Below are 12,429 nucleotides of genomic sequence, written 5' to 3' on the forward strand. Positions count from 1 at the left end.
TTTTTGCAATTTTACTTAATTTATGCGAGGCCGTCTGCCCGTTTTCGTTCCTTTTTCGTAATTTTGCAAAAACGAACAGACGACACCCTTCCATAGCTTACATTAAAAGTTTTTACCATGAGTACAGTTCAAATCAAGGACAAGACGTTCAGGACGTTTATTCCCGAGTCGGAAATTCAGCGGTGCGTCAAGGCGGTTGCAGAGAAAATCAATCACGACCTGAACGGCAAGAATCCCTTGCTCTTGGCCGTGCTGAACGGCTCTTTCATGTTTGCTGCCGACCTGATGCGGTACATCACCATTCCCTGTGAGATTTCATTCGTCAAGCTGGCTTCTTATCAAGGCACGGTGTCCACGGGCAAAGTCAAGGAGGTGATTGGCATCAACGAAGACCTGAAAGACCGTACGGTGGTTATCGTGGAGGACATTGTCGACACGGGCAACACCATGAAGCGCATGCTCGAGACGCTGGGCACACGCGGTCCCGAGTCGTTGCACATCTGTACGCTGCTGCTCAAGCCGGGCAAGTTGCAGGTTCCACTCAACATCGAATACGTGGCGATGGAGATTCCCAACGACTTCATCGTGGGCTATGGACTGGATTATGACCAGCAGGGACGCAACCTGCGCGACATCTATGCGGTGGTGGAGTAGCGGGCGCGAAGCCTCCTATTCTCCGTCTTCACCGAGAGGAAAGACAAGTTTTATATAAGGATAATGAAGAATATTGTAATTTTCGGTGCCCCGGGCTCAGGCAAGGGCACACAGAGCGACAAGATGATCGCTAAGTTTGGATTGGAGCATATTTCCACGGGCGACGTGTTGCGCAGCGAGATGAAGAATGGCACGGAGCTGGGCAAGACGGCCAAAGGCTATATCGACAACGGCCAGCTGATTCCCGATGAGCTGATGGTCAGCATTCTGGCCAGCGTTTACGACAGTTTCGGCAAGGAGCACAAGGGTGTCATCTTCGACGGTTTCCCCCGTACAATTCCGCAGGCCGAAGCCTTGAAGCAGATGCTTTCCGAGCGTGGCCACCAAGTGTCGGCCATGATAGAGCTCGACGTTCCTGAGGAGGAACTGATGAAACGGCTTGTGTTGCGCGGTCAACAGAGCGGTCGCAGCGACGACAACGAGGAGACCATCAAGAAGCGCTTGGGCGTGTATCACAGCCAGACGGCTCCGCTCATCGAGTGGTACCGCCGGGAGGGCATCCACCATCACATCGACGGCCTGGGCGAGCTCGACCGTATTTTTGGCGACATCAGTGCTGTCATCGAAGCCCTGTAAGGCTTCGATTTGAACATTGAGCTTTGAACATTGACAACGTGACATCTACGGAAAACCAGCCATCCATTATCAGTAGGCAGCCCTTTGGCAGCCGCGTCTTCATCAAGTTCAAAGTTCAAAAATCAAAAATCAAAGTTAAAACAGAATGGAAAGCAACTTCGTAGACTACGTAAAGATCGTGTGCCGCTCGGGCAAAGGCGGGCGCGGCTCCATGCACCTGCGCCATGTGAAGTACCAGCCCAATGGCGGTCCCGACGGTGGCGACGGCGGTCATGGCGGCGACATCATCCTGCGTGGCAACCACAACTACTGGACGCTGCTCCACCTGAAGTACCAGAAGCACGTCTTTGCGGAGCACGGTGGCAACGGCGGCCGCGACAAGTGCCACGGCACCGACGGCAAGAACGCCTACATCGACGTGCCCTGCGGAACGGTGGTCTACAATGCCGAGACGGGCAAGTATGTCTGCGATGTTACCTACGACGGGCAGGAAGTGGTGCTGCTCAAGGGCGGTCGCGGCGGTTTGGGCAATTTCCAATTCCGCACGGCCACGCGCCAGGCACCCCGTTTTGCCCAGCCCGGAGAGCCCATGCAGGAGATGACGGTCATACTGGAGCTGAAGCTTCTGGCCGATGTCGGCCTCGTGGGCTTCCCCAATGCCGGCAAGTCTACGCTGCTCTCGGCCCTGTCGAGTGCGCGTCCCAAGATAGCCAACTACCCTTTCACCACACTCGAACCCTCGCTCGGCATCGTGAGTTATCGCGACGGCAAGTCGTTTGTCATGGCCGATATTCCGGGCATCATCGAGGGAGCCAGCGGCGGCCGGGGCCTGGGTCTGCGCTTCTTGCGCCACATTGAGCGCAACTCGCTGCTGCTCTTCATGGTGCCGGGCGACACCGATGAGGCCGTGCACGACATCAAACACGACTACGAGGTGCTGCTCAACGAGTTGCGGGAGTTCAATCCTGAGCTGGCCGACAAGCACCGCGTGCTGGCCGTTACCAAGAGCGACCTGCTCGATGAAGAGCTTATCGAGATGCTCCGCGAGACTTTGCCCACCGACCTGCCCGTGGTGTTCATATCCGCGGTATCGGGCTACGGACTCGACGAACTCAAGGATACGCTCTGGCGCGAACTGAACAGCGCGAGCAACAAACTGCAAAACATCACCTCGGAGGACACGCTGGTGCACCGCGACAAGGACATGTCGAGCTTCCAAACCGAGCTGCACGACGAGGGGGCCGACGAGGAAGACATCGAATATCTGGACGAGGACGAGCTGGAAGACGTTGACGATTCCGACGCCTACGAGGTGTACGACCCGGAGGAGGAGCGATGAGTCCCGTGCTGACCAGGTATGATTTGGCCAGCCCCGCGGCCACGGCTTTCTCGACCACAAGGCGCGAGGGCTACAGCCGGGGAGCCTACGGGCGGATGAATATCAACCCCTACTGCGGCGACGCGCCCGAGCATGTGGCGGCCAACCGCCGCTTGCTGGCCGAGTCGCTGGGTGTAGCCGAGTCGCGGCTGGTGGTTCCCCATCAGGTGCACGGCACGGTGTGCAGGGTTGTGGACGAGTCGCTTTTCGGTCTGTCGGCCGAGGCGCGAACCGCTGTTTTGGAGGGGGCCGACGCGCTACTCACCAACTGCCGCGGCACCTGCATCGGCGTTTCCACGGCCGACTGCATCCCCGTGTTGCTCTATGACCGCGCCCATCATGCGGCGGCTGCCATCCACGCCGGCTGGCGGGGCACCGTGCAGCGCATTGTGGCACGGGCGGTGGGCCGGATGAACGAGGCCTACCACACGCAGCCGCAAGACCTCATGGCCGTCATTGGCCCCGGCATTTCGCTGGCCCGCTTCGAGGTGGGGCAGGAAGTTTACGACGCTTTTGCACAGGCCGGCCACGACATGGCGCGCATTGCCCGCAGACAAGACAAGTGGCACATCGACCTGCCGCTCTGCAACCGGCTGCAACTGGAACAGGCCGGACTGCATGCCGAACACATCACGATGAGCGGCATCTGCACCTACGACCGGGTGGACGATTATTTCTCGGCCCGCCGGCTGGGTACGGCTTCGGGACGCATCTACACCGGCATCGTCCTGCACTGAGGCGCAACGCCCCGTACAGCCTACATCCCAAGACATATTTGCCATGACCTAAACCCCTTTCACAATGATACATTTACGAAACCTACTCCTGACCTCCCTCTTTCTTGCCATGGGCTCCGAGGCCTTGGCGCAGCAGTCGGCTGCGTTCACCGCAGCCGAGCAACAGCAAATCAGTGTCGTCACGCCGCGGCTTTTTGAGCGCAGCCAGGCGTTTACCATAGATTTTAATATCCTCAAGGACAATGAGTATGCCTTTCCGTTGCCTGTGGGCAAGGCCGCAGTGGTGAACGGTCAGGCACTGGAAATCGTCACCGCCAAGGGCGATGCCGTGAAAGCGATGTTCGGTGGCGTGGTGCGCATGTCGCGTAAGACTCCGCAGTATGGCAATGTGGTCGTCATCCGTCACGACAACGGACTGGAGACGGTCTACGGCTATAATGCGCAGAATCTGGTCAAGGTGGGGCAGCGCGTCCGCGCCGGCCAGACGGTGGCTATCGTGGGCGGCACCGATGAGAAAGTGTACTGTCTGTTTGCCCTCATGGTCAACGGTGGCTGGATCAACCCGTCCATCATTCTCGATCCCGGCAGCCACCGGCTGCGTCGTGCCGTTGTGCAGTGCCGCAAGGCGGGTAACCGCGTGGAGGTGACGGTGGTGAAGGCGGAAAAGTGCAAGAGCATCAGTCTGGATCCCGACGAGGTGGAGGAAGACCCGTTCCTGAAGAGCGCCACGTTCAAGCTCGACTTGGAGGCCATCGGCAAAGACCGCTGGGCCTACCCTCTGCCGGGCAGTCATGTCATCAGTCCCTACGGCGGCGCGCGCCATCACTCGGGCGTGGACATCAAGACACGCCCTAACGACAACGTTCTGGCTGCGTTCGACGGGGTGGTGGTGCGCTCTGGGCCCTTTGCCGGCTATGGCAACTGCATCACCATTCGCCATGCCTACGGTTTCGAGACACTCTACAGCCACCAGAGCAAGAACCTGGTCAAGGCGGGCGACAAGGTGAAAGCCGGGCAGGTCATTGGGCTCACCGGCCGTACCGGCCGCGCCACCACCGAGCACCTGCACTTCGAGGTGAAGTTCAAAGGCCGCCGGCTCAATCCCGCCGTGCTCTTCGATCATGCGAAGAAGAAGCTACAGGCCACCATGCTGGTACTTGGTAGCAAGGGCAGCGTGAGTTCCAAAAAGAACTGACGCTGCCCGTCCGCGGTGGTCTGCCGAAGCAGACTTTTATTCCTCTTTTTGGCTTGCAGCTGTTTGCTGTAGCCGTTTTTTGTTTCTCTTCTGTGGCTTGCAGCCGTCTGTCGGAAGCGTTTTTATTCCTCTTTCTTGGCTTGCAGCTGTCTGCTGTCGCTGTTTTTTATTTTTTCTGCGACTTGCGGTTGGCCCGCTGTTTTCGGTACTTGGCTTTCTGCATGGCCGATCCGGAGCCATGGGCCCCGGTGATATATTTCTTCTTTTTGGCCTTGGTTTTCACCTTTTCATCCTTGGGCCCGTCTTTGGGTGCGCCCTTGAAGGTGATACCGCCCTCGAGAATCTTGTCGAAATCATCCATGTTTTTTAATTCAAAATTCAAAATTCATAATTCAAAATTGGCTGCGCGGTGTTTGCTTCACTCCGTGAAGCTCAATTCAAAATTCAGGATTCAAAATTCAAAATTGGTCGCATCGTTTTTCTTCCCTTTGGTTTTCTTGTCTCTACAGATATAGCCCGAGATTCAAAATTGGCTGTGCGGTGTTCGCTTTGACAGTACTCCTTTGATTCAAAATCCAGAGTACATCGGTTCAAAAGAGCTACAGCCCAAGGTGCCCCGGAGGGCCAAATTTTGAATTTTGAATTCTGAATTTTGAATTGCTCAATGGTGGAACAGCCTCACGCCCGTGAAAGCCATGGCGATGCCATACTTGTCACAGGTGTCGATCACATGGTCGTCGCGGATGCTGCCGCCGGCCTGCGCGATGTATTCCACGCCACTCTTGTGGGCGCGCTCAATGTTGTCGCCGAAGGGGAAGAAAGCATCCGAGCCGAGGGCCACCCCCGTGTTCTGGGCAATCCAGGCTTTCTGCTCCTCGCGGGTAAAGGGCTGGGGCTGCTCGGTGAAGAACTGTTGCCAGGCCCCATCGCGCAGCACATCGTCGGCTTCTTCGGAAAGATACACGTTGATGGTGTTGTCGCGGTCGGCGCGCCGAATCTTATCCTTGAACGGCAAGGCCAGCACCTTGGGGCTTTGGCGCATCCACCACTCGTCGGCCTTGCTGCCCGCCAGTCGCGTGCAGTGGATGCGGCTCTGCTGTCCGGCCCCGATGCCGATGGCTTGTCCGTCCTTGACGTAGCACACGGAGTTGCTCTGCGTGTATTTTAGAGTGATGAGAGCAATCTTCAGGTCGCGCAGGGCCTCGGGCGTGAACGTCTTGTTTTGCGTAGGGATGTTCTGGAAAAGGGCCGCGTCGTTCAGGTCCACCTCGTTGCGTCCCTGCTCGAAAATTACGCCAAACACCTGCTTCCGCTCGATGGGGGCGGGCACGTAGTCGGGATTCACCTGGATGACGCAGTAGGTGCCCTTGCGCTTTTCCCGGAGAATCTTCAGGGCCTCGGGGGTGTATCCGGGGGCAATGACGCCGTCGCTCACCTCGCGCTTGATGAGCAGGGCCGTGGTCTCGTCGCAGGTGTCGCTCAACGCACAGAAGTCACCATACGAGCACATGCGGTCGGCACCGCGGGCACGGGCATAGGCATTGGCCAGGGGAGTGAGCTCGAAGTCTACGTCGTCCACGAAGTAAATCTTCTTCAGCGTGTCGCTGAGGGGCAGTCCCACGGCCGCCCCGGCCGGCGATACGTGCTTGAAACTGGCGGCGGCGGGCAGTCCGGTGGCAGCCTTGAGCTCCTTGACCAGCTGCCAGCTGTTCAGGGCATCGAGGAAGTTGATGTAGCCGGCGCGGCCGTTGATGACCGTGACGGGCAGTTCCCCCTGCTCCATATAGATGCGGGCAGGCTTCTGGTTCGGATTGCATCCGTACTTGAGTGCGTATTCTTTCATGATAGCGTGGTTTAGAAATCCTGCCGCAAAGGTAGTGAAAATTCCGTGATTCGACGCCGGCTCTCTGAATTTATTCGTAACTTTGCAGCCGGAAAAAGGAGACGGAACCGCAGCCCGCCGGGCCGGTCGGGCCGTGGGCGAGGGTGTCGGTTTCGGTAGCAAGCATAGAGAATGAAGCACGATTTGAAACTCCTTCTCGCAGAAATAGGGAAGAAGATGAGGCAGGAGCCCCGGCAGTTGGTGGCCGATTTGGACCGGGTGTCGACGGCCCTTGCCCGGCACCATGTGAACTTGAGTGCAGCTTCGCTGCGCAAGTTGTGGGAGTTCACTACCGGGCGGCGGCGGCTTTCGGCCGAGACACTGGACCGGCTGGCGCTCTTTGCCGGCTTTCAGGACTGGCGCGACCTGAACGAGGCGTTGCGCGGCGATGCCGATGCCTCCATCAACTACGAGGACAGAGAGCCGAAGCCCTGAGCCGTCGGCCCGCCGTTATGGCGGGGCGGACGCGCGTCTATAGGGTCGGGGCCTCGCCGTTGCGCCGTAAACGCCCGGCGTTTACGGCCTGATCGCCCGCCGTTTGCGGTGCAATCGCATGGCGTTTTCACCGCAATCGCGCAGCCTCTGCGCTGTGCCCGCCCGACAAAAAGGCCCGCCTCCAGTCATGGAGGCGGGCCTTTTATGTCTTGGCTGGCTTGCCGCCCTCCCGGCAGGGAGGGGTAGAGGCAGGGTCAGGCGTTGGTAGTCAGCGTGCGCTTCTCCTGAATGCGGGCAGCCTTGCCGGTGAGCTTGCGCAGATAGTACAGCTTGGCGCGACGCACCTTGCCACGCTTGTTCACCTCGATGCTGTCGATAGCCGGAGACTCAATGGGGAAGATACGCTCCACGCCCACGGTGCCCGACATCTTGCGAACGGTGAAGCGCTTCTTGTCGCCATGGCCATTAACCTTGATGACCACACCGCGGTAGAGCTGAATGCGCTCCTTGGTACCCTCGACAATTTTGTAAGCGACAGTGACCGTGTCACCTGCACGGAAGGCAGGGAACTGCTTGCCGGTTGCAAATGCTTCCTCTGCAACTTTAATTAAATCCATTTCTTTGATTATTAAAAATTGTTTGTCGTTCCAACCCAACATGGCCTGGAGACTCGTCCTCCAACCAGCGGTTAGGCCGAAAAGCGGTGCAAAGGTACGGCTTTTCGGTTGAATAAAGGGATGGGGCCGCCGATTTCTTTGGTTTTTAACATTTGTACATCCCTGCGTCGCACGCCGCATGTTTCGCTCCCAACACCCTGCACAACGGCTTGGCATGGCTGTGCTGTCGGTGCAAAATGTGGCGAAGGAGGGCCGAAAAGTGAGTTCTCCTGCCGTGCGGTGCCGAAAAGCACGGTGAAAACTTGCTCTTTTCACTGAAAAAACTTATATTTGCACGCATTTAAATACAGCTTATATGAAGAAAAAAGGATTATCCATGGGGCTGCTTGCCGCGGTTCTGATGGTGGCCAGCTGCCATACGCCCTACGAGATGAGCGGCATTACACGGACGCGTATTGTGGTGGACAGCCGCTATGACACGCATCCCGACGGCCAGGCGGCGGCCTTTCTGGCTCCATACCGCCACCAAGTGGACAGCATCATGAGCCCGGTGGTGGGCACGGTGGCCCGCTACATGGCTGCCCACCAGCCGGAGAGCGAGCTGTCGAACCTGCTGCCCGACATTCTGATGTGGTGCGGCCCGCGATTCCAGGAGCGGCCCGACTTTGCCGTTTACAACATGGGCGGCATCCGCGCTGCCTTTGCACAGGGCAAGGTGACCTATGGCAACGTGCTCGACGTGGCCCCGTTCGAGAATAAGATCTGCTTCCTCTCGCTCTCCGGAGACAAGGTGACGGAGCTCTTTGGACAGATGGCCGCACGCGGCGGCGAGGGTGTGAGCCACGGTGTGGAGCTGGTCATCACGCGCAGTGGCAAGCTGGTGAGTGCCCGGCTCAACGGGCAGCCCATAGACCCGGCACGGACGTATCGGGTGGTCACGCTCGACTATCTGTCGCACGGCAACGACCAGATGACCGCCTTCAAGAGCGGTACAGACGTGGTGCTGCCCAAGGGCGAGAAGAACAATGTGCGCTTTCTCATCATGGACTTTTTCAGGGAACAGACCCGGAAAGGCATCGTGGTGGACAGCAGGATTGAGGGACGAATCAAGGTGGAAAACTCATGAGGAACAATAGAATACAGAGCATTCGGAGAATGATGGTGGCCGTGGGGCTGTGCCTCGTGGCCACGATGGTGTGGGCGCAGAAGCGGCTGGTGGTGCTGCACACCAACGATACGCACAGCTGCATCATGCCGCTGAGCGAGCATCTGGCCGATACCATGCTGGCCGGCCGGGCGGGTTTCCTGCGCCGCATCGCCATGTTGGAGGAGGAACGACGGCGGGAACCGGGGTTGTTGCTCTTCGACAGCGGCGACTTTTGCCAAGGATCGGCTTACTACACACTGTTCAAAGGCGATGTGGAAGTGGGGTTGATGAACCAAATGCACTACGATGCCGGCACGATAGGCAACCACGAATTCGACTTCGGACTGGAGAACATGGCCCGCGTTTTTGCGGCGTTGAACTTCCCCATCGTGTGTGCCAACTATCAGTTTAGCCAGTACGGGCTGGACAAACTGGTGAAGCCCTACATCATCCTGAAGCGTGAAGGCCTGAGGATTGGCGTGTTCGGCCTCTCGCCCGAGCTGGACGGACTGGTGGATCGCAAGAACTATGGCGAGACGAAATACCTGGACCCGGTGGAGACGGCACAGCGCATGGCCGACGAGCTGCACCGCCGGAAGTGCGACCTGGTGGTTTGCATTTCGCATCTGGGATGGGAAGAACAGGGCATGGGTGACCCGCTGCTCGTGAGCCGCACGCGTGGCATCGATCTGGTGTTAGGCGGCCATTCGCACACCTATTTTAAGACGCTGCGCTATGTGAAGAATCTGGACGGCAAGGAGATTCCCGTGGACCAGAACGGCAAGCACGGCATCTTCATCGGCAAGATGACGCTTACGATGATGCCGGCCCCGAAAGTCCGGCGGTAGAAAGGGTGGGGGACTACTCGAAATAGAATGTCAGTGCAATCATCTTGGACTTGGCCTGATTCACCGACCGGCTGTAGGGAATCATGGCCTTGTCCTTGAGTTGGTTGGCGTGGTCGATGTCGAGTGCATGGGTGAGCCCGAACATGAATTTCAGTTCAGGTCGGATTTTGAAGAAAGGCAGGTAGAAATCGCAGCCCAAGCCGGCCTCGAAGAAGAGGTCGTAGCGTTTCAGTCTGAGGTAGTCGTCGGCCAGTCCGCTGAGATTGATGGCGGGGCTGAGGCCTATCATGGCGTATGGACGGTGGTTGTTGAACCGCTGGGCACCGACAATCAGGTCCAGGGAGCAACTGACATAGGCCGTCTTGAGCGTCTGCGCGCGGGTGATGAGCGACTCGTTGGACTGGGCGTCCATGTTGTGAAAATAGATGTGGCGTGAGCCGAAATAGAGAGCGGGGGCCATGCGGAACTGGAAAGTGCTGCTCAGACGGAGCTCGCCCAGCACACCCACTTGGAAGCCGTCGTCCCAGCGGTCCTGGTCGGCGGTGATGAGATATTGCTGCTGTGAGCCGTCGTCGAGGGTGACAAGCTGTGGCCCCACGTTGTTGAACTCAAGGTCTTGCAGGTGGCCGCCCACCAGAATGCCGAAGTGGAAAGGGCGCAGGTCGGTATAAGGACGGTTCTGAACCGTCCGTTCCTGTGCAAGCGTGGTGCCGAGCTGGAGCAGGGCGCAAAGCGTGATAAGCAGTCGTCTCATATATGGAGATAACGGCGCAGCCGGCTTTTTATTGCCGGAACGGGGTAGAGGGAATGCCCTGCAACAGGTTAGATTAAGTTTAAATATCAAAAAAACGGCTCCTCATTAGTAGGTATTCCAAATCTTTTTCCTACCTTTGCGGTGTACAAAAGTAGGTATTCCATGATGGGCCTGCCTGATACATACGTTTACAAAAACATTATAAACAATAAAAAACAAGAACTATGGCTTACGTAATTAGTAACGACTGTGTAGCATGTGGAACATGTATTGACGAGTGCCCTGTTGGCGCAATCTCAGAGGGCGACATCTATTCCATCAATGCCGATGAGTGCACGGAGTGCGGTACCTGCGCTTCTGTATGTCCTCAGGAGGCAATCAGTCTGCCCGAGTAAGGCACAAGGCCCTCTGTCCGAGGGCATAGTTAAAGGGTAATTGGAAGTTTATCCTCACTTATGGCAACAGGCCGTGAGTGAGGATTTTTGTGTCTACATGCTGTGAGGAACCGGGTTTGGAGCGTGCTTGTGCGTAAAATCTTGTCTGGCTGCAATGAAAGGGGGCACGCCGCAACTGCGGCGTGCCCCTGCTTGCTGTTCTCCCTTGATGGTTGGGAGTGGGGGATTCATCTCTGTGTTGAAAGGTTATATGGGTTGTATTGACCTACATGGCAGCGACCTGCTTGGCAATCTCGTTCTCCGGGTCGATGGCCAACATCTTGTTGGCATAGACCTTGGCGTTCTCCTTGTCCTGCTTCACGTTGAAGTTATAGACAATCATGTAGAGATAAGCCTGCTTCAGCATGGCGTTCTCGCTGTTGCTGCGCTCAGCCTTTGTCTCTAAGGAGTTGGCGAGAGCTTCGTAGTAAGGCCTGGCCAATCCCTGCTTGCTGTCCGGGTCGAGGTTGGCATTCACCTGGCCGCGCATGTAGTTGCACCAGTTCTGATAGTTGGGATAGGCCTGTACGTACTCGCTGTACACTTGGTCGGCTTTCCGATAAGCCTCTGCGGCACCGGCGGCATCGTCTGCCTGGGTCTTCTGTGTGGCAATCTCGGTATAGAGTGAAGCCAGGTTGTCGAAGTCGTCGGCGGTCTTCTTGTCCTTGCCGGCGAGCGACTTCTCAAAGTAGGTTACGGCATTGTTGAAGTCGCCTTTCTTCAGATATATGTCGGAGAGGTTCTTATCGATAATGGCCACCTGCTTGCTGTTGTCCTTGCTGAGCTCAATGGCTTGCTCGTATGCCTTGATGGCATCGTCCCAGCGTTCAGCCTGTTGCAGGGCTGTGCCGTAGTACACGTAGTCCTCGCCGATGTAGTGTGCGCTGTCGCTCTTGTTGAACAGACGGTCGGCATAGTCGAGGGCTTCATTGGTATTCTTCAGGTCAGTGTAGCTGTAAAATGCGATGCGGTTCCAGCCCGAGCGGCGCGGGTCGCGGCTGAGGCCCATCTTGCAGATGTCTACACTCTTCTCGCGCTTGCCGAGCAGCCAGGTGGTCATGGCGTAATAGGTGATGTCTTCGTCCTCGAGTTTGCTCCTGTCGGTCACCTTGTCGTAGTATTTCTCGGCGTTCTCATACTTCTGTGCAATGTAGTAGACACGGCCGCAGAGTGCATCGACAGGGTAGTCGGGACGCTGGGTGCGGAGCTCTTCGAGGTTGGCAACGGCTTCCTCGGGGCTGCGCCCGCGCAGAATCATGGCATACTTGTAGTAGCCGTCAGGATCTTTTGGATCGAAGTACTTGGCTTGCTGATAGTTCTCGGCAGCACTGCCGGCATCGTCTTTCATCACGGCGATGTCGCCCTTGAGCAGGAAAGCCTTGGCGTACTTGCCGTCCTTGGCCAAAGCGTAGTCTGCGAACTTCAGGGCGTTGGCGGTATCTTTCTCCGCAAGCATGGCCTTGCCGATACCCACAAGCACCTCTGGATTCTTCTTGTTGTCCTTGTAGAGCTGCTTCACCTGATTGTTGTAATCGGCGCCTTTGCTCTTGATAATCTTGGTGGCCTGTTCAATGATGGCTTTGTTGTCCTGCTGTGCCATCGTCGGGACAGCTGATAACATCAGCGTGCCCATCAATACATATTTGATTGCTTTCATAATTCTTTGTATTTAAAACTTTGACCTTTGATTCTATTTCTTTCGTTGCCACCAT

Annotated in this window: 14 protein-coding genes; 9 read left to right on the forward strand and 5 right to left on the reverse strand. The window is 57.0% G+C overall.

From position 1 onward, the window contains the following. Window positions 1-117: 117 nt before the first annotated feature. The 5 genes from hpt to L888_RS0100575 all read left to right on the forward strand — a co-directional run bounded on the left by hpt (window position 118) and on the right by L888_RS0100575 (window position 4,600). The gene (gene hpt / locus L888_RS0100555) at window positions 118-654 is read left to right on the forward strand and encodes a hypoxanthine phosphoribosyltransferase (protein WP_027951452.1); all 537 of its coding nucleotides are present in this window, start codon (window positions 118-120) and stop codon (window positions 652-654) included. Window positions 655-717: 63 nt separating this feature from the next. Further along, complete coding sequence (locus L888_RS0100560; protein WP_027951453.1) at window positions 718-1,290, forward strand: adenylate kinase; 573 nt, start codon at window positions 718-720, stop codon at window positions 1,288-1,290. A gap of 145 nt (window positions 1,291-1,435) precedes the next feature. Continuing rightward, window positions 1,436-2,629, forward strand: a complete 1,194-nt coding sequence (gene obgE, locus L888_RS0100565; RefSeq protein WP_027951454.1) for a GTPase ObgE — start codon at window positions 1,436-1,438, stop codon at window positions 2,627-2,629. Further along, window positions 2,626-3,405, forward strand: a complete 780-nt coding sequence (gene pgeF, locus L888_RS0100570) for a peptidoglycan editing factor PgeF (protein WP_027951455.1) — start codon at window positions 2,626-2,628, stop codon at window positions 3,403-3,405. The genes obgE and pgeF overlap by 4 nt, the downstream gene beginning before the upstream one ends. 64 nt (window positions 3,406-3,469) lie before the next feature. Next, on the forward strand, window positions 3,470-4,600 hold the full coding sequence (locus L888_RS0100575) for a M23 family metallopeptidase (protein WP_027951456.1): 1,131 nt from the start codon (window positions 3,470-3,472) through the stop codon (window positions 4,598-4,600). Window positions 4,601-4,766: 166 nt separating this feature from the next. On the opposite strand, the gene L888_RS0100580 is transcribed toward L888_RS0100575, so the two are convergent. Next, on the reverse strand, window positions 4,767-4,961 hold the full coding sequence (locus L888_RS0100580) for a hypothetical protein (protein WP_015298365.1): 195 nt from the start codon (window positions 4,959-4,961) through the stop codon (window positions 4,767-4,769). Between the two features lie 300 nt (window positions 4,962-5,261). Beyond that, the gene (locus tag L888_RS0100585; protein WP_262489278.1) at window positions 5,262-6,728 is read right to left on the reverse strand and encodes a phosphoribosylaminoimidazolecarboxamide formyltransferase; all 1,467 of its coding nucleotides are present in this window, start codon (window positions 6,726-6,728) and stop codon (window positions 5,262-5,264) included. Here L888_RS0100585 and L888_RS0100590 point away from each other — a divergent pair. Next, the gene (locus tag L888_RS0100590) at window positions 6,615-6,917 is read left to right on the forward strand and encodes a hypothetical protein (RefSeq protein WP_005844046.1); all 303 of its coding nucleotides are present in this window, start codon (window positions 6,615-6,617) and stop codon (window positions 6,915-6,917) included. The genes L888_RS0100585 and L888_RS0100590 overlap by 114 nt on opposite strands. 254 nt (window positions 6,918-7,171) lie before the next feature. Here the strand turns inward: L888_RS0100590 and rplS are convergent, their stop codons facing one another. Further along, the gene (gene rplS, locus L888_RS0100595) at window positions 7,172-7,576 is read right to left on the reverse strand and encodes a 50S ribosomal protein L19 (RefSeq protein WP_005844044.1); all 405 of its coding nucleotides are present in this window, start codon (window positions 7,574-7,576) and stop codon (window positions 7,172-7,174) included. A 313-nt stretch (window positions 7,577-7,889) separates the two neighbouring features. Between rplS and L888_RS0100600 the strand changes: the two genes are divergently transcribed. Then, a complete protein-coding gene (locus L888_RS0100600; RefSeq protein ID WP_005844042.1) occupies window positions 7,890-8,660 on the forward strand; it encodes a 5'-nucleotidase C-terminal domain-containing protein in 771 nt (256 codons plus the stop codon). Continuing rightward, window positions 8,657-9,529, forward strand: a complete 873-nt coding sequence (locus tag L888_RS0100605; RefSeq protein ID WP_005844040.1) for a bifunctional metallophosphatase/5'-nucleotidase — start codon at window positions 8,657-8,659, stop codon at window positions 9,527-9,529. The genes L888_RS0100600 and L888_RS0100605 overlap by 4 nt, the downstream gene beginning before the upstream one ends. Window positions 9,530-9,542: 13 nt before the next feature. On the opposite strand, the gene porT is transcribed toward L888_RS0100605, so the two are convergent. Then, on the reverse strand, window positions 9,543-10,283 hold the full coding sequence (gene porT / locus L888_RS0100610) for a type IX secretion/gliding motility protein PorT/SprT (RefSeq protein WP_027951457.1): 741 nt from the start codon (window positions 10,281-10,283) through the stop codon (window positions 9,543-9,545). 224 nt (window positions 10,284-10,507) lie between these two features. On the opposite strand from porT, the gene L888_RS13890 reads away from it, so the two are divergent. After that, the gene (locus L888_RS13890; protein WP_005844036.1) at window positions 10,508-10,678 is read left to right on the forward strand and encodes a DUF362 domain-containing protein; all 171 of its coding nucleotides are present in this window, start codon (window positions 10,508-10,510) and stop codon (window positions 10,676-10,678) included. Between the two features lie 265 nt (window positions 10,679-10,943). On the opposite strand, the gene L888_RS0100615 is transcribed toward L888_RS13890, so the two are convergent. Further along, on the reverse strand, window positions 10,944-12,374 hold the full coding sequence (locus L888_RS0100615) for a tetratricopeptide repeat protein (protein ID WP_005844034.1): 1,431 nt from the start codon (window positions 12,372-12,374) through the stop codon (window positions 10,944-10,946). Between the last annotated feature and the right edge of the window lie 55 nt (window positions 12,375-12,429).

Origin of the sequence: Hallella seregens ATCC 51272 (assembly GCF_000518545.1) — a bacterium.
Classification (GTDB): domain Bacteria; phylum Bacteroidota; class Bacteroidia; order Bacteroidales; family Bacteroidaceae; genus Prevotella; species Prevotella seregens.

What these genes read in the sequence shown, in the direction of transcription:
- hpt (WP_027951452.1), top strand. Translation starts at nt 118, where the DNA reads ATGAGTACAGTTCAAATCAAGGACAAGACGTTCAGGACGTTTATTCCC.
- L888_RS0100560 (WP_027951453.1), top strand. Translation starts at nt 718, where the DNA reads ATGAAGAATATTGTAATTTTCGGTGCCCCGGGCTCAGGCAAGGGCACA.
- obgE (WP_027951454.1), top strand. Translation starts at nt 1,436, where the DNA reads ATGGAAAGCAACTTCGTAGACTACGTAAAGATCGTGTGCCGCTCGGGC.
- pgeF (WP_027951455.1), top strand. Translation starts at nt 2,626, where the DNA reads ATGAGTCCCGTGCTGACCAGGTATGATTTGGCCAGCCCCGCGGCCACG.
- L888_RS0100575 (WP_027951456.1), top strand. Translation starts at nt 3,470, where the DNA reads ATGATACATTTACGAAACCTACTCCTGACCTCCCTCTTTCTTGCCATG.
- L888_RS0100580 (WP_015298365.1), bottom strand. Translation starts at nt 4,961, where the DNA reads ATGGATGATTTCGACAAGATTCTCGAGGGCGGTATCACCTTCAAGGGC.
- L888_RS0100590 (WP_005844046.1), top strand. Translation starts at nt 6,615, where the DNA reads ATGAAGCACGATTTGAAACTCCTTCTCGCAGAAATAGGGAAGAAGATG.
- L888_RS0100585 (WP_262489278.1), bottom strand. Translation starts at nt 6,728, where the DNA reads ATGGTGCCGGGCAAGGGCCGTCGACACCCGGTCCAAATCGGCCACCAA.
- rplS (WP_005844044.1), bottom strand. Translation starts at nt 7,576, where the DNA reads ATGTTGGGTTGGAACGACAAACAATTTTTAATAATCAAAGAAATGGAT.
- L888_RS0100600 (WP_005844042.1), top strand. Translation starts at nt 7,890, where the DNA reads ATGAAGAAAAAAGGATTATCCATGGGGCTGCTTGCCGCGGTTCTGATG.
- L888_RS0100605 (WP_005844040.1), top strand. Translation starts at nt 8,657, where the DNA reads ATGAGGAACAATAGAATACAGAGCATTCGGAGAATGATGGTGGCCGTG.
- porT (WP_027951457.1), bottom strand. Translation starts at nt 10,283, where the DNA reads ATGAGACGACTGCTTATCACGCTTTGCGCCCTGCTCCAGCTCGGCACC.
- L888_RS13890 (WP_005844036.1), top strand. Translation starts at nt 10,508, where the DNA reads ATGGCTTACGTAATTAGTAACGACTGTGTAGCATGTGGAACATGTATT.
- L888_RS0100615 (WP_005844034.1), bottom strand. Translation starts at nt 12,374, where the DNA reads ATGAAAGCAATCAAATATGTATTGATGGGCACGCTGATGTTATCAGCT.